The sequence below is a fragment of the Bacteroides sp. FSHCM14E1 genome, assembly GCF_019633785.1.
Taxonomy (GTDB): domain Bacteria; phylum Bacteroidota; class Bacteroidia; order Bacteroidales; family Bacteroidaceae; genus Bacteroides; species Bacteroides hominis.
The window spans coordinates 458,087-478,766 of the sequence record NZ_JADKYL010000003.1 but is presented as its reverse complement, the minus strand read 5'-3'; the positions used below and the strand labels follow the sequence as shown (position 1 = coordinate 478,766).

14 protein-coding genes are annotated in these 20,680 nt (G+C 42.6%); 8 read left to right on the top strand and 6 right to left on the bottom strand.

Translation table 11 applies throughout. From position 1 onward, the window contains the following. Position 1: 1 nt before the first annotated feature. From sufB to ISX59_RS07500, 6 genes are all read left to right on the top strand, one after another. Positions 2–1,456: a Fe-S cluster assembly protein SufB gene (sufB, locus tag ISX59_RS07525; RefSeq protein ID WP_005779339.1), complete on the top strand. Its 1,455-nt coding sequence runs from the start codon at positions 2–4 to the stop codon at positions 1,454–1,456. After that, positions 1,456–2,202, top strand: coding sequence for a hypothetical protein (locus tag ISX59_RS07520; RefSeq protein ID WP_005812177.1), 747 nt, complete (start codon positions 1,456–1,458; stop codon positions 2,200–2,202). Before sufB ends, ISX59_RS07520 begins: the two co-directional genes overlap by 1 nt. Positions 2,203–2,225: 23 nt before the next feature. Next, positions 2,226–2,978 carry a Fe-S cluster assembly ATPase SufC gene (gene sufC, locus ISX59_RS07515; RefSeq protein ID WP_005779335.1) on the top strand — a complete coding sequence of 251 codons (753 nt, stop codon included), beginning with the start codon at positions 2,226–2,228 and terminating at the stop codon, positions 2,976–2,978. 8 nt (positions 2,979–2,986) lie between these two features. Then, entirely contained in the window at positions 2,987–4,330 is a 1,344-nt protein-coding gene (gene sufD / locus ISX59_RS07510) for a Fe-S cluster assembly protein SufD (RefSeq protein ID WP_032540444.1), read from the top strand. An 11-nt stretch (positions 4,331–4,341) separates the two neighbouring features. Then, positions 4,342–5,553 (top strand): cysteine desulfurase, encoded by a 1,212-nt coding sequence (locus ISX59_RS07505; RefSeq protein ID WP_032540442.1) that lies wholly within the window; start codon positions 4,342–4,344, stop codon positions 5,551–5,553. Between the two features lie 260 nt (positions 5,554–5,813). After that, a complete protein-coding gene (locus ISX59_RS07500) occupies positions 5,814–6,134 on the top strand; it encodes a heavy metal-binding domain-containing protein (RefSeq protein WP_005779329.1) in 321 nt (106 codons plus the stop codon). Between the two features lie 85 nt (positions 6,135–6,219). On the opposite strand, the gene ISX59_RS07495 is transcribed toward ISX59_RS07500, so the two are convergent. The 6 genes from ISX59_RS07495 to ISX59_RS07470 form a co-directional block, all read right to left on the bottom strand. Next, positions 6,220–7,809: an alpha-galactosidase gene (locus tag ISX59_RS07495; RefSeq protein ID WP_032540411.1), complete on the bottom strand. Its 1,590-nt coding sequence runs from the start codon at positions 7,807–7,809 to the stop codon at positions 6,220–6,222. An 87-nt stretch (positions 7,810–7,896) separates the two neighbouring features. Further along, on the bottom strand, positions 7,897–9,741 hold the full coding sequence (locus ISX59_RS07490) for a RagB/SusD family nutrient uptake outer membrane protein (protein WP_005812170.1): 1,845 nt from the start codon (positions 9,739–9,741) through the stop codon (positions 7,897–7,899). A gap of 14 nt (positions 9,742–9,755) precedes the next feature. After that, complete coding sequence (locus tag ISX59_RS07485) at positions 9,756–13,154, bottom strand: SusC/RagA family TonB-linked outer membrane protein (protein WP_005779315.1); 3,399 nt, start codon at positions 13,152–13,154, stop codon at positions 9,756–9,758. Between the two features lie 164 nt (positions 13,155–13,318). Continuing rightward, positions 13,319–14,467 (bottom strand): FecR family protein, encoded by a 1,149-nt coding sequence (locus ISX59_RS07480; protein WP_032540410.1) that lies wholly within the window; start codon positions 14,465–14,467, stop codon positions 13,319–13,321. 87 nt (positions 14,468–14,554) lie between these two features. Next, the gene (locus ISX59_RS07475; RefSeq protein WP_005779311.1) at positions 14,555–15,097 is read right to left on the bottom strand and encodes an RNA polymerase sigma-70 factor; all 543 of its coding nucleotides are present in this window, start codon (positions 15,095–15,097) and stop codon (positions 14,555–14,557) included. Positions 15,098–15,331: 234 nt separating this feature from the next. Next, positions 15,332–17,491, bottom strand: a complete 2,160-nt coding sequence (locus tag ISX59_RS07470) for an alpha-galactosidase (RefSeq protein WP_032540441.1) — start codon at positions 17,489–17,491, stop codon at positions 15,332–15,334. Positions 17,492–17,732: 241 nt separating this feature from the next. On the opposite strand from ISX59_RS07470, the gene ISX59_RS07465 reads away from it, so the two are divergent. Together ISX59_RS07465 and ISX59_RS07460 are read left to right on the top strand one after the other, a co-directional pair. Further along, the gene (locus tag ISX59_RS07465; protein ID WP_005779307.1) at positions 17,733–18,287 is read left to right on the top strand and encodes a hypothetical protein; all 555 of its coding nucleotides are present in this window, start codon (positions 17,733–17,735) and stop codon (positions 18,285–18,287) included. Positions 18,288–18,408: 121 nt separating this feature from the next. Beyond that, positions 18,409–20,613 (top strand): sodium-translocating pyrophosphatase, encoded by a 2,205-nt coding sequence (locus tag ISX59_RS07460; protein ID WP_032540409.1) that lies wholly within the window; start codon positions 18,409–18,411, stop codon positions 20,611–20,613. The last annotated feature ends 67 nt before the right edge of the window (positions 20,614–20,680 follow it).

The window sequence follows — 20,680 nt, the reverse complement described above, 5'->3', positions numbered from 1 at the left end:
GATGCAACAAGAAGAACCCAATAAATATGTAAAAGAACTCACGCAGGAGAAGTACAAATATGGCTTCACTACGGAGGTACATACAGATATCATAGAGAAGGGACTCAATGAAGACGTAGTGCGGCTTATCTCGTCTAAAAAGAACGAGCCGGACTGGTTGTTGGAATTCCGTCTGAAAGCCTATCGTCATTGGCTGACACTGGAGATGCCTACCTGGGCACACTTGCGTATACCTGAGATTGACTATCAGGCCATTTCGTATTATGCCGACCCTACAAAGAAGAAAGAAGGTCCGAAGAGTATGGATGAAGTTGATCCGGAACTAATAAAGACATTCAATAAACTGGGTATTCCTTTGGAAGAGCAAATGGCACTGAGCGGTATGGCTGTGGATGCAGTGATGGATTCAGTATCTGTGAAAACGACCTTTAAGGAAACACTGATGGAGAAAGGTATTATCTTTTGCTCGTTCAGTGAAGCAGTGCGTGAACATCCCGACCTGGTGAAGAAGTATCTTGGATCTGTAGTAGGTTATCGGGATAACTTTTTTGCAGCATTAAATTCCGCGGTATTTTCAGACGGTTCTTTCGTTTATATTCCTAAAGGGGTACGTTGTCCGATGGAACTTTCCACATACTTCCGTATCAACGCAGCCAATACCGGGCAGTTCGAACGTACATTAATCGTAGCAGATGACGATAGCTATGTTTCCTATCTGGAAGGTTGTACCGCACCAATGCGGGACGAGAATCAATTACATGCCGCTATTGTCGAGATTGTGGTACACGATCGTGCAGAAGTAAAATACAGTACCGTTCAGAATTGGTATCCGGGTGATGCCGAAGGTAAAGGTGGAGTATACAATTTTGTGACGAAACGTGGTAATTGTAAAGGAGTAGATAGCAAACTCTCGTGGACTCAGGTTGAGACGGGATCAGCCATTACCTGGAAATACCCTTCTTGCATTCTCTCAGGTGATAATTCTACCGCTGAATTTTATTCGGTAGCAGTGACAAACAATTACCAACAGGCAGATACAGGAACTAAAATGATTCATTTAGGTAAGAATACCCGTAGTACGATTGTCAGTAAAGGTATATCTGCCGGAAAAAGTGAGAACTCTTACCGTGGGCTGGTTCGTGTAGCCGAAAAGGCGGATAATGCCCGTAATTATAGCCAGTGTGATTCATTGTTGCTGGGTGATAAGTGTGGTGCACATACTTTCCCCTACATGGATATCCATAACGAAACAGCAGTTGTTGAACATGAAGCAACTACCAGTAAGATTAGTGAAGATCAGATATTCTATTGTAATCAGCGTGGCATTTCCACTGAAGATGCCATTGGGCTGATTGTAAACGGCTATGCAAAGGAGGTACTTAATAAACTTCCGATGGAATTTGCTGTAGAAGCTCAGAAGTTGCTTACGATCTCTCTTGAAGGTAGTGTAGGATAATGGGGTGCAAACGAATTGGTTGGTTATTGATATTCCTGCTTTATGTAGGTATAGCGTTTGCACAGAATCTGGATGATCAGGAGAGAAGATGGGCAATCAGTGGCTCTTGGGGAGGAGACTGGCCGATAGTAACAAAGAACACACTTTCGGGAAAAGCTGTTTCTACAGGCCATATACATACTTTATTGCTGGAGTATTATATCCCTTATACCCGTTTCTCTTTGAAGGGCGGTTATACAGGTGAAGAGATAAAACTGAATCCCGGTATTTCTGCCTCACTGAGCAATTTGGAAGTGGGAGGGCGATACTATTTCCTGCCACAACGTTTTGTGATTCAGCCTTACGGGGGACTCTCCACAGCATGGAATCTGTCTCCACGTCGACAATACGGCATAACCAGTGGCAGTTACTACGATCCTTCAAGGCAGGAATTTCGTAAAGACTACGATTGCCGATATCAGGTAAAAGAACCGCTATTCACTATCTCTCCGGTGATAGGGGCCGATATATATTTTCTTTCGTGTCTTGCTTTCACCCTGGAGTATAATTTCCGGATGGGCATTGCCGGAAGAATGAATGGAGAAGTAGAGAAGACTAATTCCCGGGGGACCGGGATAGTGCGTAGTAGCGGGATGCGGCAGACATTAAGCGTAGGAGTGAAAGTGAATTTTCCTTTTACTATTACGCAGACAGACGGCAACTCCATACTGCAATTGTTGGACGAAGTTATTTTTGGAGAAGAATAGATAATGAAATAATTGATAAGATCATGTTAGAGATAAAAGACCTGCATGCCAGCATTAACGGCAAAGAGATATTGAAAGGCATCAACTTGACGGTGAATCCGGGCGAAGTACATGCCATTATGGGACCCAATGGTTCAGGTAAGAGTACGCTTTCTTCTGTTTTGGTAGGTAATCCTGCTTTTGAAGTGACGAAAGGGAGTATTACATTCTACGGTAAGAACCTTTTGGAATTAAGTCCTGAAGACCGTAGCCACGAAGGTATCTTCCTTAGTTTTCAGTATCCGGTAGAGATTCCGGGTGTGAGCATGGTTAACTTTATGCGTGCTGCTGTCAATGAACAGCGTAAATACAAAGGTTTGCCTGCTCTGACAGCCAGTGAGTTCCTGAAGCTGATGCGTGAAAAGCGTGCAGTAGTTGAGTTGGATAACAAATTGGCAAACCGCTCGGTAAATGAAGGCTTCTCGGGTGGAGAGAAAAAACGTAACGAGATTTTTCAGATGGCTATGCTCGAACCCCGTCTTAGCATTCTGGACGAGACGGACTCCGGACTCGATATCGATGCGCTTCGTATTGTAGCCGAAGGAGTAAACAAATTGAAGACACCCGATACCAGTTGTATTGTCATCACTCACTACCAGCGTTTGTTGGATTACATAAAGCCGGATATCGTACATGTGCTCTATAAGGGACGTATTGTGAAGACAGCAGGTCCGGAGCTCGCCCTTGAGCTGGAAGAAAAAGGATACGATTGGATTAAGAAGGAATTAGGAGAATGAGTGTGATTATGAATGTAGAACAGCAATACATAGATCTTTTTGCTCAGTGTGAAGCGATGATCTGTCGTCATAGTGCCGAGCCCATGAATGCTCCCCGGGCGGCAGCTTTTGCTGATTTCGAGCGTCAGGGATTTCCTATGCGGAAGCAGGAAAAGTACAAATACACGGATGTCAGTAAATTCTTTGAGCCGGATTACGGCTTGAACCTGAATCGTCTACCCATTCCGGTGAATCCTTATGAGGTGTTTAAATGCGATGTTCCGAATATGAGTACCTCATTGTTTTTTGTGGTGAACGATGCATTCTACAATCAGGCACTTCCTAAGTCCGGATTACCTGAGGGAGTTATTTTCGGCGGTCTGAGAGAAATGGCTGAGCAACATCCGGAACTTGTAAAAAAGTATTATGGTAAGTTGGCAGATACTTCGAAGGATGCAGTAACGGCCTTTAATACAGCTTTTACTCAAGACGGAGTACTGATGTATGTCCCGAAGAATGTGGTTGTTGATAAACCCATCCAGTTGGTTAATATACTTCGTGCAGATGTCAATTTCATGGTAAACCGACGTGTGCTGATTATCCTTGAAGAGGGAGCTCAGGCCCGTTTGCTGGTTTGTGATCATGCCATGGATAATGTGAACTTTCTGGCAACGCAAGTCATTGAAGTGTTTGCGGAAGAAAATTCTGTTTTCGATCTTTACGAACTGGAAGAGACCCATACCAGCACAGTGCGTTTCAGCAATCTATATGTGAAGCAGGGAGCGAATAGCAATGTACTGCTCAATGGGATGACACTTCACAACGGGACAACCCGTAATACGACAGAGGTTACCCTTGCCGGTGAAGGTGCCGAGATTAATCTTTGTGGCATGGCCATTGCCGATAAGAACCAACATGTGGACAATAATACTTCGATAGATCATGCTGTGCCGAATTGTACCAGTAATGAGTTATTCAAGTATGTACTTGATGATCAGTCAGTGGGTGCCTTTGCCGGATTGGTACTTGTACGTCCGGATGCACAACATACCAGTTCTCAGCAGACAAACCGTAACCTCTGTGCCACTCGTGATGCCCGTATGTATACTCAGCCACAATTGGAGATATATGCCGACGATGTAAAATGCTCCCATGGAGCTACAGTAGGTCAATTGGACGAAAATGCTCTCTTCTACATGCGTGCTCGTGGTATTGCAGAGAAGGAAGCCCGTTTGCTGTTGATGTTTGCTTTTGTCAACGAGGTGATTGATACCATTCGTTTGGAGGCATTGAAAGATCGCCTGCATTTGTTGGTTGAAAAACGTTTCCGTGGTGAACTGAATAAGTGCCAGGGGTGTTCTATTTGCAAATAATCAGTGATAAAATGAATATTCAGAAGATACGTGAAGACTTTCCCATACTCGGCCGTACGGTATATGGCAAGCCTTTGGTTTATTTAGATAACGGAGCGACTACTCAGAAGCCGCGCTTGGTGATTGACTCGATTGTAGATGAATATTACTCGGTCAATGCGAATGTACACCGTGGGGTTCATTTCCTGTCTCAACAGGCAACAGAACTGCATGAGGCCTCACGCGAGACTGTGCGTCAGTTCATTAATGCACGTAGTACTCGTGAAGTCATTTTCACTCGCGGCACTACAGAGAGCATTAATTTAATTGTTTCCAGTTTTGGTGAAGAGTTCATGCAAGAGGGGGATGAAGTGATTATTTCAGTGATGGAACACCATAGTAACATCGTACCTTGGCAGTTGCTGGCAGCCCATAAAGGGATTGCGATTAAAGTCATTCCGATGAATGATAAAGGTGAGCTGTTACTTGATGAATATGAAAAGCTTTTTTCTGAGCGTACTAAGATCGTCAGTGTAACTCAAGTATCCAATGTATTGGGAACAATCAATCCGGTAAAAGAGATGATTGCCACAGCACATGCCCATGGAGTACCTGTTATGATAGACGGTGCTCAGTCCATTCCTCATATGAAGGTGGATGTACAGGAACTGGATGCTGATTTTTTTGTTTTTTCGGGTCATAAGGTATATGGACCGACCGGAATCGGTGTCCTGTATGGAAAGGAAGATTGGCTTGAGCGTCTTCCGCCTTATCAGGGTGGGGGAGAGATGATTCAGTCCGTTTCTTTTGAGAAAACCGTTTTTGGTGAATTGCCTTTTAAGTTTGAGGCTGGAACTCCCGATTATATTGCTACTACCGGACTTGCCAAGGCTTTGGATTATGTCACAGGCATTGGTTTAGATCATATAGCTGACCACGAACATGAGCTTACCATCTATGCTATGCAGCGATTGAAAGAGATCCCGGGTATGCGTATCTTTGGTGAGGCTGCACATAAAAGTAGCGTAGTTTCTTTCTTGGTAGGTGACATACATCATCTGGATATGGGGACTCTGCTCGATCGGCTGGGTATTGCCGTTCGTACCGGTCATCATTGTGCAGAACCATTAATGCACCGTTTGGGTATTGAAGGTACAGTTCGTGCATCTTTTGCTATGTACAATACAAAAGAAGAAATTGATGACCTTGTAGCCGGCATCGAGCGGGTTAGTAAGATGTTCTAAGCCAGTGTGTGTATTCTGACAAATATTAAAGTGTCGTGAAAGTAATGGGTTTTCACGACACTTTTTTTATAATATCCGAGTGTTGAAATTATATTGATAAAAGGCGAGTCTTCGAGTATATCATTAGATGTTAAGTGGATAAAGTTTCATTTCCGAATGTAGCTTTTGAGAATATACAAATAATAAATAGCCGGTTCCTTGTAACTTTTCGCCTCTTTTTGCGTCTAATAATAATATAAACCTTATAAACGGAAAAGAATATGTTATTAGCAACCACTCCGATAATCGAAGGAAAACGAATAACCACTTATTATGGCATTGTGTCAGGAGAAACCATTATAGGTGCCAATGTTTTCCGTGACTTTTTTGCCAGTATTCGTGATATAGTAGGCGGACGTTCCGGTTCGTATGAGGAAGTGCTTCGTGAGGCAAAGGATACTGCTCTGAAAGAAATGTCTGAGCAGGCTCGCCAAATGGGTGCTAACGCTGTAATTGGCGTTGATTTGGATTATGAAACCGTTGGAGGAAGTGGCAGTATGCTGATGGTGACTGCAAGTGGAACAGCCGTATTTTTGGAATGATAGAGAAATCATAAAAGGTACGTTTAGAAATGCAGATGTTCCGAACTTTCAGAACATCTGCATTGATTATGTCTTCTACCTATTGTTAACGACTCTTACTAATTTCCATTTTATCAATATCGGGTGCCCATCCGTTAGAGTTATATAGGCGTATTGTATTATAACCCTTATGAAGTTTTACTTTGACAGTTGTTATTGCTGCTTGGTCCCATGCTCCGGAGCAAAGGCCGGATTGCTTGTATTCTGATTCATTGACAGCAATTTGTATATCACGTTTGTCTCCTGAAAAATAAGTTATCTTAAGTTGATACTCTCCTCCTTTACTCACATATACCTTTCTGAATTCAGCCCAGTTAGATGGTGAGTTCCCAAGTCTTTTCATTATATAATCTCCAGATGCTCCTGCTTTATATGCAAAATGAGCCATTTGTTTGTTGTCTGGTAAATACTCTTGCATGAAAGCATATTCAGCCTCATAACATATTCGGTCGTGGCGTTTACTACCTTCAAGTTTTATTAAGGCCGTTCCGTGTGCAGGAACTAAGGTTTCATAATATTCGGTGAATGTTCCTGTTTCTTGATGATTCCACAAGTCTCTGACTTGTACCTTGCCTGATAAATATAGTTTGTCGAAGTCAACTCTTATTTTTTTTATTACATTACTTCTATTATATAAAGCGACAGCGCGTAGCTTGCCTTCGCGTTTTTGAATAGTTTTTGATAGGATTAAATAGTCTTTTCCCCGTTCTATAACTTCAGCTTGCATCCCCAAGGAGTCTTGATTTAATGCGATTACCTCTTGATTGGTAATGATCGATAATGTTTTCTCTGGAATTGTCCGAAGATCGCATCCTATCATTAATGGAGAGGACATGATAGCCCATATTCCGAAATGGGTTTTTTCCTCGTCTTCACTGAGACCTCGTCCGACTTCAAGTATATCCATGTCATTATAATGTCCCAGACTTACGTAAGGTGACAGGTAGAGATTCTTTTCAATGATTTGGTCAATCGTCTTAAATCGAGGATTAATGTCAGTGTGGATACGCCAGGAACCTGCCAATCGGGTAGCCCAGGTACCAGGGAATTGCCATCGGCATATATTATATCGGACATCAGTTCGGCCTGTCCGGTTGATCGCTTTGTAAATGTCTGTATAGCGTTGTTGCTCACTTTGTCCGGTGGCTTCACCACCACACCAGTCAATTTTAATAAAATCATATCCCCAATCTTGGAAAAAGGTCTTACAGTCTATATCATCATGTTGCCAGAGTCCTACTCCAACGCCAAGTGTATCTGCATCATAGATAGAGCCGCAAGTATTACTACCTGCGTCCGAATATATACCTGCTTTTAATCCCTTAGAATGGATATAGTCAGCTAGTGCTTTCATTCCATTCGGGAATTTCTTTTTATTGGTAAACAGGTAACCATTTGAGTCCCGTCCTCCGAAATATCCGTCATCAATGTTCACATATTTGTATCCGGCATCCTTCAGACCGCGGGTAACCATAGCATCAGCTGTTTCTTGAATCAGTTTCTCGTTGATATGAACTCGGAATGTGTTCCATGAGCTCCATCCCATCATGGGAGTATTTGTGTTTTGTGCCGTGACAGTCGTGAAAAAACTTGCCCATAACAGAAGGCAACAGTAAGTAACTTTTTTTTTTCTCATAAGGCGTTGTTATTATAAGATAAATAGCCTGTATATTCCTGTTAATTAGGTATATACAGGCTAATTTGTGTCATTCGGATGGATGAATTACCACCCAGGGTTTTGAACCAAATTCGAATTTACATTTAGATAGTCCTGTTTGATCGGACTCAGATATTGTTCGTCTCTGAAGATAAAAGGTTGAGCATCCAAACGTGCATTCTTATAGTATTCTTCATTAGTTGTACCGTAAGAGTTCAAGCCGATCATGCCATTCTCCATACCGCTCCATTCTTTCTGGGCGATTAGCCAGCGACGATAATCATATGACATATGTCCTTCGAACATTAGTTCTACTGTTCTTTCACGGTGTATTGCTTTGCGGAGTTTGTCACCGATTGGAAGCCCTTTGTATGAAACTTCTATGTTAGGAATACCAGCTCTCTGGCGAATCAGATTGAAGTACGTCAATGCATCTCCTTCCAGTGTACCATTGTATTCAAAGTAAGCTTCTGCATAATCCAAATACAATTCTCCTAAACGGATAATAGGAAAGGGAAAAGCTACTAAAGAGTTACTGGTACCACTTACGAATGTTTCAGGATGAGCCAGTTTTGCAATAGCATATGATCCGTATAACTGGTCACTTCCTGCATCGCGTGTTCCATTCTGTTCTTTGAAGCGCATTTTGAGATTGATTGTATCACCGTTGATTAAATAGTCGCCACGGTTAAAGCCAATAGACCCATAGAAACGAGGTTCACGATTGCGATGAATCTGAGCAACAGAATCGCCTTCGGCTACATTGAAACGGTGTGTATAATCAAATTCAGGATCTTCATCCATCGGGAGTCCGTTCTTAGTCAGATACATATCAGCGCTGAAAGCTGTTGCTCCTAAAGCCCCGTAAGGAGCTCCCGAAGAGGTGCTGATACCTTTGGGAATCACATGTGTCTGAATGGAGTTTCCGTCAGCCCATGTCTCTTTCCAGCCACTATACCCCCAAATCAGTTCTTTATTCCAGGCGTCGACCACAAGATTGCGTGCATTGGCGATGGCTTGGTTGAATGCTGGTAAATTACCTTTTTTGGTGTATTTATAAAGTTCCGCTCCGGCTTGATGTGCCATGTCGATAGCCTTTTTGCATTCGTCCATAGCTATTTTCCATTTATTTTTGTCATAGGCCAGGTTCATAAGCAACTGTCCGTCCTTGTTCTTGAAATTGTCATACATTTCTGCGTTTCCATTGAATTGTGGACTGGCGGCATACAAGTACATTCTTGCTTTTAGTGCTTGGGCAATCACTTTTGTAGCGCGGCCGTAATTAGAGGCTTTTACTGTCATGGGCAAATCGACAGAAGCATTGTCAAACATTTGTGCAATCCGATTTACACATTCATCATAGGGCACACGTGGCTTAAATAGCTCTTCTTTGGGAGCATTAAGTGGGATTGCCTCGTCAAGTATGACGATAGGTCCGTAGTTCTGTAATAACAGGTAGTGATAATAAGCTATTAGAAATTTCACTTCTCCTTTCCAAAGTACTTTCTTGGCTGCAAGGTCAGCTTCTGAAATTTGAGATGGCTTTACAGCATCAATATTATCCAGGAATGTATAGCATTGGCGGATACCGTTATATGAGCTTTGCCAAACGTCGATGACTGGGTCGGCCGAATTATACAATCCTTGCTGCATCTTCATAAAGGTGAACCATGTGGTAGTCCAGTGTGCTGATCCGACAGTTTCAGGAGTTGTACACCAACTGAAATTTTGGCGGAAGTTCAGATAATTGGGTATGAAAGAGTAGCATGCGAAAACAAAATTTTCAGCAGTCTGTTCGTTCTTAAACGCATCGGCTAAGATAGGAGTGTCATCTGGTACAATATCCAGATAATCACAAGAGTGCAAACTAGTTCCGATTAGTAAAGCTACGATTATATTTTTTAGTTTCATAATTATTTAGATTTTTAAAAAGTGAACTGTAAACCGATGGAACCCATGATTTGAGTCGGATATTTTAATCCGTTTGAGGTGTAGAGTTCCGGATCCCATAATTTAAATTTAGAGAATGTCAGTAGATTCTGACCACTGATATAAGCACGTAAGAATTTGTAAGAGTATCCTAATTCTACATTTTTAAGTCGAATATACGAACCGTCTCTCAACCAGTAAGTAGAGTTGGGATTGTTATTGTTGTTCTTTCCGTTTGTCAGTCTTGGATACATCGCTTCGGAGTTCGGATTTGCTTCTGTCCAACGATTGTCGGCCACAAACTGCATAACTCCGTAAGATTCTCCTCCAAAAGGATGGATGTCGCTTAACATGATACTTCTTTTGCCTACACCTTGGAAGAAGATAGAAGCATCCCATTTCTTATATTGGATACTGACTCCGAGACCATAGCTGATCTGAGGTAATTCTGGGTTTCCGATATAGGTTTGGTCATTTCCATCGATTTTTCCGTCATTATTGAGATCCGCATATTTGATATCTCCGGGTTGTACCACTCCCGTCAATATTTGTTTGGGACTGTTGTCAATTTCTTCTTGATCTTTGAAAAGCCCTAATGCAATGTAACCTTTATACTGGTTCAGTGGACGCCCTACTTGGGACATATATGAGAATTCATAATCTGGTTCATCAATTTCTACATATTGGTTTTTTGCGTAAGTGAAGGTACCTTTGGCTGAGATCATGAAATCTTTGTTGACAGCGTGATTGTAGTCCAATGACATATCAACACCTTGGTTACGTACTTTTCCTAAATTACCATAAGGACGGAGATCTCCGGTTATACCACTTTCCGCAGGGATTGTATTACGTCTAAGGAAGATATCTTTGCGGTCTTCTCTAAAAAAATCTACGTTGAGGCTTAATTTGTTGAATAACCCCAGATCGAATCCAACATTATATTTCTTTCCGATTTCCCATGTCACTTTTTCTGCTCCGTAAGTAGTAATAGTAGCTCCATTCGAAGACGTTTGCCATTGGTCACCAAATACGAATCCGGCTCCACTCAAGTCTACTTTCGTGAGGTATGGGAAACGGTTGGAACCAATATCTGCATTACCTACCAATCCATAAGAAGCACGAATTTTTAAGTTGGAAATGACTTTAGTCAATGGTTCAAAGAATTGTTCGTTAGAAATAAGATATCCGACAGCAAGTGAGGGGAAGAATCCGTAACGGCTCCCTTTTTCGAAGTTTTCACTACCGTTGTATCCGAAATTGAACTCAGCCAGGTAACGTCCGTCGTAAGCGTAGGTTAAGCGACCCGCTAAACCTTGATTGCGTTTTGGCAATGTATTGTAATAGTTGTTGTCTGGATTGTTTAGGTTGTATTCACGTTGAAGATACACTAACATTGCTCCGACGTCATGTTTATCATCAAATGTATGTTGATAATTTAATGTAGCCTGTAGGTTCATTAAACGATCTCCTGTGGTTGATGTAGATGTTTCAAGTGCCGTACGCCCTTTACTGATAGAATTATAATCATAGATATAACTTCCGTCTTCTTGCTGCTGAGGATTCTGCAATTCGTAGAAGTAGGGTGAGAAGGAGCGATTTACAGTGGTCTTTGACCAGTTCTTAAAAGATACCAGTGCTTTGAAATTCAATCCTTTAGTTATGAAATCAAGCTTTTGCTCCAGTTCGAAAGCGGTATTAATGCTGTATGCGCTTTGTTTAGAACTTCCTTGAACCATACTTGCATAAGGGTTACGATAAATACTGAATCCTCCGGCTCCGATAGGACCGCCTGATTTATTTCCAAATATGGTATGGTCTTCATTGTTAATATTAGGATATACAGGTGCAAAATACATGGAAGGTGCTTCCATTACATACTTATACAGGTCGTCCATACTTGTTGACGGACCATTATAGTTGACAATCTGTGAGTTTATTCTCACATTTACTTTAGTGCTTGAAGTTAGCCATGCTCCTACATTGCTTTGGAATGAGTAGCGAAGATTCTGTATGTTATTGTCGAATGTGTTATTAGGATCTTTTTTCAGCATACCGTTATCGTTATTGATAGAAGCGCTGATGAAATAATCTACTTTCTTTGTACCACCCATTACATTCAGATTGGCCGATTGGTTCATAGAATAATCTTTGAACATATAGTCGAACCAGTCAACGTTGGGATATACATATTGATTTCTGTTTTCAAGTGTTCCTTGTATCTTATCAGCGGAGAAAGCAGGTGTCCCATCCGGGTTACGTGTCAGGATGGCCTCATTTCTCAGTTGCATAGCTGTCACAGCATCGGCTAACTTGAGTGTACGTGTCGGTGCAGTGAATGTATTATCGATGCGTACATTGATACGTGCTCTTTCGAGGTCTTTACCGGATCGGGTAGTGATCAGAATTACGCCATTGGCACCACGGGCACCGTAAAGGGCTGTAGCCGAAGCATCTTTTAGTATCGAGAAGTTTTCGATAGCTTCAGAAGGAATAGCATTCATGTCGCCTGCTGAAACTTCTACACCGTCGATAAAAATCAACGGATCAGTTGTTCCACTGAAAGTTGCGGCACCACGTATCCAGAAGTTTGCTCCGTCTGCACCCGGTTCACCCGTGCGCTGCATGGAAATGACACCTGCGATACGTCCGGCGAATGATGTACTAAGGTTACTGGAGGGTACTCGAAGCTCTGCTGGTTTGATGGATTGTACGGCACCTACTACACTGGCTTTCTTCTGTGTACCGAAGCCCACCACTACTACTTCTTCTAATGCCTGTGCATCGGGAGTTAGTTTGAAAACAACTATTTTTTTCCCTTTTAGCTGAATTTCAACGGGAGTATATCCGATAAAAGAGGCAATCAAAGTGCTGTTTTCGGGAGCCATCAGTGTAAAGTTTCCTTCAATGTTGGTTACAGCTCCCAGCGAGTTATTGCCTTTTATTGTAACATTGGCTCCCGGAACTCCTTCACCGTTTTCATCAAGAACCTGGCCAGTGATTTTTGTTTTTTTTTCCTGTTGCGGTGTTTCGGTCGGTGCCTTTGTGATTGTAATCTGCCGATCGTTGATGGTATACTTCAATCCGACCTCCTTTGACAGGATATTCAAAATAGATTCTACGTTCTGCTTATCTATCGAAACCGATACTTTCTTTTGTAGTATCGGTAATAGGTCCTTGGAGTACAAAACGACAAATTCACTGTTCTTTTCGACGTATTCCAGCACTTCTTTTACAGTTTTATCGGCTGCGTGGAGTGTGAAAACAGTTTGTTGAGCATAAGTCTTTGCTGCATGAACCGGAGTAGTGATACTCGGTATAAGTAAAAAAATACTAATTAATAAAAAAAAGGACGTAATCCTCCCTGCCTTATGACAAGGAATTGCTTTCTTTTTCATACATTTACATTGATTTTAGTTAATCATTAAAGTTTGTGATTTAATAAAAAGTCATTAGAGTCGGATAATATGGGCGTATTATCCGATTTTCTTTTTTTATCTGTTTTCTTTCTACATAATGGTGTGTTTTTTTAAGGTTAAACATTGGTTACTTAAAACTTGTATTATTCTATATAGATTACATTGTTTTTCATTGTATATTCAGCAGGTAAAATAGACAGAATCGACTTCATTACCTGATTTAAATCATCATTTAAATAGAGCTTACCAAACATTTGCTCGTTTTCTACAGCAGCATCGCATCGGATATTCTGACCATAATAATCTTGTAACCGTTGCAAAACTTGCTTTAGACTTTCTCCTTGTAGAGTCCATATTCCGTCAATCCAGCTGATATAATCACGGGCATCTACTTTCGCTTTACCTGTTATGCCTGCCTGGCTGAGTTCTACCTTTTCATTAGGCGCCATCTTGATATGGCGGTTCTGCTGATCTTTCACATTTACCGAACCTTCTACCAGTACAACAGTAGCCTTTTCTTGACCTTTATAGGCTGATATGTTGAAAGATGTGCCCAATACGCTTACCTCAAATCCGGAGGTATTCACAATAAAAGGTTTCGAAGCATCATGGGTTACTTTCAGATATACTTCTCCTTCCACATAAATTTCTCTGTACTTTCCTTCAAATGTACGAGGGTAAATGACTTTACTTCCGGAGTTAATCCATATCTTGCTGTTATCGGCCAAAACAATTTGTGAACGTTTGCCCTTAGGGACGATAATCTGGTTGTATGCCTCTTTGCTGTCATCCTCTGTAAGTTTATTGGAGTTGACTTGTACTTGTCCGGTAGCAGAATAAGTGACTTGGGCATTATTATCCAATTCTATTTTCTTCTGGTCCGAAACAACCAGTGTAACCTCTTTTATATCTTGAGGTATTTCTGTTTGCAGGCTTTGCGCTATCTTATTTAAGTCGTGCCTTTCTTCATCATTCATCAAAAGAAAGCAAGTAATCCCTATTAACATAGCTACAGATGCAGCTGCCAATGAATACCTCATGATGCTGAACCATTGTATGGACTTGCCGCTTTTCTTGATGTGGCTGACAGATGTACTGTCGGCATTTATTTTGTTTTGTACCTTTTCCCATATATCCGTTTCCTCTGTTTCTGGGGGAAAACATTGGTTCCAAAGAAAGTCGAGTTTATCATATTCGGCTTGTTCCTCCGGAGATGCGAATGATTTCTTTTCCGGATGATCACCATCCTTATTCAGGAAGGAAGCAAATAATTTAAACTTATTCTTTCTCATTACTTTAATAGGGTTACATAAATAAAGACGCAACTTCTTTAAGAATCTCCTATTCCAATTCTATTTTTTTTTAAATTATTTTCTGATTTATTTTTTCAAGCCGCTCGAGATGATCTCTAATGCTTTGGCAACGTGTGCATTAATGGTCTTTACAGAGATATTCAGCATATCGGCTATTTCTTTATAGGGTAGGCGTTCTATCTTGGCAAGAGCGAAGACTACCTTGCATTTGGGAGGAAGTGTTTGAATGAGGCTGTTGATTTGGGCTATCTCTTCCTTGCTGATCATCTGTTCGTCGGGAGTTTGCAGATTTCCGATTATCTGGAAGCTGTCTATTTCTTCCCAGGAGGTTATTTCATTTGAATTTTCCGCTTTTCGCAGATACGAGATGGCTTTGTTGTGAGTTAAAGTAAGCAACCAGGCTTTTATATTCTTGATCTCTTCTATTTCTTCCCGGTGCCTCCATACATCCAGAAAGACATCGCTGACTACTTCTTCGGCAGTTTCTTTGGTTCGTACGAAACACTGTGCATAGTAGAACAAGTCTTTCGAGTAGCTATTCACAAAATGACGGAAAGAAGCTTCTTCTCCTTTCTTTATCTTGCTGATATATTCGATGTCGTTGTTCATATATAGAGTAATGGTTGCTATATGTGTGCTGCAAAAATATAAAATATAAACTTCTTTTCTTAATATTTATTACATTCTTTCGTTCTTCAATTTAATAATATGTGGTATTTAAAGGTTGGATTAACTTTTCCTGCTTTTATTTGCATGCTTTGTGTTAACCATAAATGAAAGGCGGGATACTGTCAAAGTGCCCCGCCTTTTGCATCTGTGTTTTGTGGGTTGATAGTAATAAGTTTATTCTGCCATCAGTTCTATTACCCGGCTATGGGTCTGTGAAGTAGTAAATGCATTCAATCCTATTTTCATCAGATAGTCACCGGAGAAAGTTTTTTCGTTACCCGGCAGATTCGATTTCCGGCCCGGCATTAGATTAATTTCTTTCACCCGGTACATTTTTCCGGCATCAAGTCCCTGGAGCTTAATCGGGAGCAGTTTCTCGCCAAAGCGGGGATGGATATCATATGCGAAGAGAACAGCTTTCGAAGCATCCGGTGCGGCATACATAATCGCCATGTGATTGCTTTCATATGGAGAGATGAGGCGGTATTGATCACCATCCAGTATGACAGGCTTCAGGCGCTTATAATTTGCCACGGCTTCCTGGCAATAAGTCAGTTCGTCCGCTTTCATATCTTTCAGGCCGATGTCGAATCCCAATTTACACATGCTGGCAACATCGGTACGGAACTTTACACTCGTCCTGCTGTTCCAACTTGTAACATGGGCACACATGGCTTTGGAAGGGAAGAATTGTGAAAAACCCCACTGGATGAACAAACGCTCTATCGGATCGGTATTGTCCGAACACCAAAACTCTGTGAAGTATTTCAGTGCTTCGTAGTCGCAACGTGCACCACCGCCGGAACATAGCATCATCGGAACATTGGGGTATTTTTCTTTGACCCGTTTCAATACATTATATATGCCGCGTACATGATTGATATAGAGTTGTCCTTGTTTGTCTTTCAGATAGGGAGAATAGATATTGGTGATGGGGCTATTGCAATCCCACTTAAAGAAAGCTACATCAGGGTTTTCCGTCATAATCTTATCGACTACGCCGAATACGAAATCCTGTACTTTGGGGTTGCTCAGGTCGAGTACCAATTGATTGCGGTAATAATAAGTTTCACGGTTCGGATAATGGATTGCCCAGTCGGGATGTGCTTCGAACAGATCACTTTGAGGATTCACCATCTCCGGTTCTATCCAGATACCGAATTTGACACCGGCTTCTTTCGCTTTCTCTACTAATGCAGGGATACCTCCGGGAAGTTTGCTTTTCATTGCTTCCCAATCGCCCAGGCCGGCATGATCGTCGTTGCGTGGATGTTTATTCCCAAACCAGCCATCGTCGAGCAGAAACATATCTACACCCAGATGTTTGGCTTCTTTCATCAATTTACCCAATAACTCTTCATCGAAAGTGAAATAAGTGTTCTCCCAATTATTGAGGAGAGTCATCCGGTCTCCCTGGCCATCTTTCAGTTGGTAGTTGCGTGCCCAGTTGTGTAAATTGCGGCTGGCTTCTCCCGTACCGTTGTTACTCAGGGTAAAGATAAATTCCGGGGTAGTGAATATCTCGTTTGCTTTTAATTGATAATCCGAAGCATACGGGTTGATGGCAGGGATTACCCGCAAGTTCCCCTCGTTGTCTACCTCAAAAGTAAACTGGAAGTTGCCTGTCCAGCCAATGGTACCCAACATTACTTGTCCCTGATGTTCTTGTGCAGGCTGTTCCAGTCCGAGTTCGAAGAAAGGTTGCATGTGCATGGCTGCGCGGCTTCCTAATTTTGTATCGAGAATTTTTTTGCCCGGTTGCAGCTGTTGTGTACTCATCTGTACCTCTTTGGCCCAGTCACTGCTGAATTCGGTGAGATAATATTTTTGGTTTGCGAAATAAAGCATCGTTGAAGCATAACGCCATAGAGTGACCGGTTTCTTCTGTTGATGCGTGATCTCACTCCATGTCTTGATTACATTTTGTTTAGGATAAGATACATAGTGCAACGTCACATCTACCGGATACTGGTCGTCTTTCATCCGGATGATGGTCTCTGTCCCGCCTTCTACTGTTTTCTGTTCCGAGGACACATAACGCAGGATGGTACTGGGGTTACCGTCGTTGTTTGTAATGGCTACAGCCGGTTCGAAATAGTCTTCCCCACCGGATCCCGGATATACTTCCCATCCGCGGGATCGCCCTGAAAGGTGGCTCAGGTCCCGGTCGTTTAATAGTTTGTCACCCAGATAAGCCTGATATAGGCGTCCGTTCGGAGCGACCTCTAAAATAAGGTCTGTTCGTTCTGTCGAGATGCGAATCTGCTTCGATTCTTGTGCACTTACATGGAGGCAGGCTGTAAGAACCAATAGTGTTGCAAGTAATTTTTTCATGGTATTATTATTGATGTTATAAAATATGCATTGTGCATGCAAAGTAAAGGAAACTTCGCTATATTCACAAATGAAACGAAAGGAAACAAACGGGAATCCATACTTCTGTTTGTTAAGTGGTTCTCCGGCAAGTAGTGCAACTTTCAGGGCAGATTCCTTTATTGCGGGAATTATCGTTCCGCTACTTTGTTTTTGCATAACATAAAATTGTGTAATTTTGGAGAGCTAAAAATAAAGGAGGATGAAAACAAGTCTGAAACTAATTCCGGGAGCTATGCTTGTGCTTCTTTTTCTGATTACCGCCTGCAATCTCTACAGGCGACCGATTCCCGATGAGATGATAGGAGAGCATAGGATTCACCGTGCTGACGGCTTCATGACCCAGGACTATCGTTTAGCGATTAATCCGGTCAATGATTCGGTATATGATATTAAGTTGTGGGAGAAGAAGAGCTCCTCAAGAAAGCCGGAGCAGATATATTATGATGGATTACGTTTCCATTACCGGGATACTGTGCATATTTCCACGAAACGCGTCACGAGCGGTACGGAAACTTATCGGGTAAATAAAAGACGGGTAACACGAGATAAGAATCCTCGTACGTGGTATACTATTCGGCTGAGCAGTGGCGGATTTGTAATGTCTGATTCATTGATAGAGCGGCAAGGCGTTTCCGACGAGCAACACCGGAAGTGGCTTTACAAACAGTATGGCAAATTGACTTTCCGCGAAGGGAAAATTGTTTTTCTGAACAGTCGTTGTCCGGCGTTTTATTTAAAGAAGCAGGAGAGATGAAGCGTTTTGTATCTGCTCCCATTTTTCGGGGCTGGCAGAAGCAAAAGGCAAAAATATTTGGTTATCTCGTTTAGATTCAATACTTTTAGGCTTTCGTTAAACCTTTAAATATTGTACGTCTATGGATAGCATCCTTTTCTGGCTTGTTCCGCTTGCCTCTGTTCTGGCTCTCTGTTTTGCGTTCTATTTTCATAAGCAAATGATGAAAGAGAGCGAAGGTACTCCGCAAATGATTAAGATTGCCGCTGCTGTACGTCGGGGCGCTATGTCTTATCTGAAGCAACAGTATAAGATTGTTGGCTGGGTCTTTCTGGGACTCGTGATTCTGTTCTCTGTAATGGCTTATGGTTTTCAGGTACAGAATGCCTGGGTACCGATAGCTTTTCTGACCGGGGGCTTTTTCTCCGGACTTTCGGGTTTTCTGGGAATGAAAACTGCCACTTATGCTTCGGCACGTACTGCTAACGCTGCGCGTACGTCACTGAATGCCGGACTTAGGATTGCCTTCCGAAGTGGGGCTGTGATGGGACTGGTGGTAGTAGGGTTGGGGTTGCTCGACATCTCTTTCTGGTATTTGTTGCTTAACTGGGCGATTCCCGCTGATGCACTGACACCTACCCATAAACTCTGTATCATTACCACTACGATGCTCACTTTCGGTATGGGTGCCAGTACACAGGCGCTCTTTGCCCGTGTAGGCGGGGGAATTTATACAAAGGCCGCTGATGTGGGAGCCGATCTTGTAGGTAAAGTTGAGGCCGGCATTCCGGAAGACGATCCGCGTAATCCTGCTACCATTGCCGATAATGTAGGTGATAATGTAGGCGATGTGGCAGGTATGGGTGCCGACTTGTATGAATCTTATTGTGGTTCTATTCTGGCAACGGCTGCTTTGGGTGCTGCCGCCTTTATTCATACGGGTGATACGGTGATGCAGTTTAAAGCTGTGATTGCCCCGATGCTGATTGCTGCTATCGGTATCATTCTTTCCATTATCGGTATTTTCTCTGTCCGCACCAAGGAGAATGCCACCATGAAGGATCTGCTTGGTTCGTTGGCTTGGGGAACAAATCTGAGCTCGGCTTTGATTGTAGTGGCTACTTTTTTCATCCTATGGCTCTTGCGACTGGACAACTGGATGTGGATTTCGTGTGCGGTAGTTGTAGGGCTGGTTGTGGGTATTGTCATCGGTCGTTCGACGGAATATTATACTTCTCAATCCTATCGTCCTACTCAGAAGTTGAGTGAAAGCGGTAAAACCGGCCCCGCCACAGTTATTATTTCAGGTATCGGACTTGGTATGTTATCTACGGCTATTCCGGTGGTTGCGGTGGTGATCGGCATCATTGCCTCCTATTTGCTGGCTTCCGGTTTCGACTTCGACAATGTAGGAATGGGGCTTTATGGCATCGGTATCGCTGCTGTCGGTATGCTTTCTACATTGGGTATCACGCTTGCTACGGATGCTTATGGCCCGATAGCAGATAATGCCGGTGGCAATGCAGAAATGTCCGCTTTGGGTAAAGAGGTCCGTAAACGTACCGATGCGCTCGATTCGCTGGGAAATACAACGGCGGCTACCGGAAAAGGGTTTGCCATTGGTTCGGCAGCTCTGACAGGATTGGCATTGCTGGCATCTTATATCGAGGAGATCCGTATCGGACTGACCCGTTTGGGTAATCTGGAACTGACCTTCCCGAATGGAGATACCATTATTACGGCTAATGCCACATTTGTAGACTTCATGAATTACTATGAAGTAAACCTGATGAATCCGAAAGTACTTTCCGGTATGTTCCTCGGTTCGATGATGGCATTCCTGTTTTGTGGACTGACTATGAATGCAGTCGGTCGTGCGGCCGGACACATGGTAGATGAAGTACGACGTCAGTTCCGCGAGATGAAAGGTATCCTGACCGGAGAGACCGAACCGGATTACGAGCGTTGCGTGGCTATCTCTACGAAAGGAGCACAACGTGAAATGGTGGTTCCTTCTCTGATTGCCATCGTTGCGCCGATTCTTACCGGGCTGATATTTGGTGTCCCCGGTGTATTAGGCTTGTTGATCGGCGGATTGAGCAGTGGGTTTGTACTTGCCATTTTCATGGCCAATGCCGGCGGAGCATGGGATAATGCGAAGAAATATGTGGAAGAAGGGAACTTTGGCGGTAAAGGCAGCGAGGTACACAAAGCTACAGTGGTGGGTGATACTGTCGGTGATCCGTTTAAAGATACGTCCGGTCCGAGCCTGAATATCCTGATTAAACTGATGAGCATGGTTGCTATCGTCATGGCGGGATTGACTGTTGCCTGGAGCCTGTTCTGAGTTCTAAAAAAGACCGTTTTATCCTTCTCCTACAGAAAATGTGTTTCGATCTTCCATCTTCCACCTT

What these genes read in the sequence shown, in the direction of transcription:
- ISX59_RS07505 (WP_032540442.1), top strand. Translation starts at nt 4,342, where the DNA reads ATGAATATTCAGAAGATACGTGAAGACTTTCCCATACTCGGCCGTACG.
- ISX59_RS07495 (WP_032540411.1), bottom strand. Translation starts at nt 7,809, where the DNA reads ATGAGAAAAAAAAAAGTTACTTACTGTTGCCTTCTGTTATGGGCAAGT.
- ISX59_RS07485 (WP_005779315.1), bottom strand. Translation starts at nt 13,154, where the DNA reads ATGAAAAAGAAAGCAATTCCTTGTCATAAGGCAGGGAGGATTACGTCC.
- ISX59_RS07490 (WP_005812170.1), bottom strand. Translation starts at nt 9,741, where the DNA reads ATGAAACTAAAAAATATAATCGTAGCTTTACTAATCGGAACTAGTTTG.
- sufD (WP_032540444.1), top strand. Translation starts at nt 2,987, where the DNA reads ATGAATGTAGAACAGCAATACATAGATCTTTTTGCTCAGTGTGAAGCG.
- ISX59_RS07460 (WP_032540409.1), top strand. Translation starts at nt 18,409, where the DNA reads ATGGATAGCATCCTTTTCTGGCTTGTTCCGCTTGCCTCTGTTCTGGCT.
- sufB (WP_005779339.1), top strand. Translation starts at nt 2, where the DNA reads ATGCAACAAGAAGAACCCAATAAATATGTAAAAGAACTCACGCAGGAG.
- ISX59_RS07520 (WP_005812177.1), top strand. Translation starts at nt 1,456, where the DNA reads ATGGGGTGCAAACGAATTGGTTGGTTATTGATATTCCTGCTTTATGTA.
- ISX59_RS07475 (WP_005779311.1), bottom strand. Translation starts at nt 15,097, where the DNA reads ATGAACAACGACATCGAATATATCAGCAAGATAAAGAAAGGAGAAGAA.
- ISX59_RS07465 (WP_005779307.1), top strand. Translation starts at nt 17,733, where the DNA reads ATGAAAACAAGTCTGAAACTAATTCCGGGAGCTATGCTTGTGCTTCTT.
- sufC (WP_005779335.1), top strand. Translation starts at nt 2,226, where the DNA reads ATGTTAGAGATAAAAGACCTGCATGCCAGCATTAACGGCAAAGAGATA.
- ISX59_RS07500 (WP_005779329.1), top strand. Translation starts at nt 5,814, where the DNA reads ATGTTATTAGCAACCACTCCGATAATCGAAGGAAAACGAATAACCACT.
- ISX59_RS07480 (WP_032540410.1), bottom strand. Translation starts at nt 14,467, where the DNA reads ATGAGAAAGAATAAGTTTAAATTATTTGCTTCCTTCCTGAATAAGGAT.
- ISX59_RS07470 (WP_032540441.1), bottom strand. Translation starts at nt 17,491, where the DNA reads ATGAAAAAATTACTTGCAACACTATTGGTTCTTACAGCCTGCCTCCAT.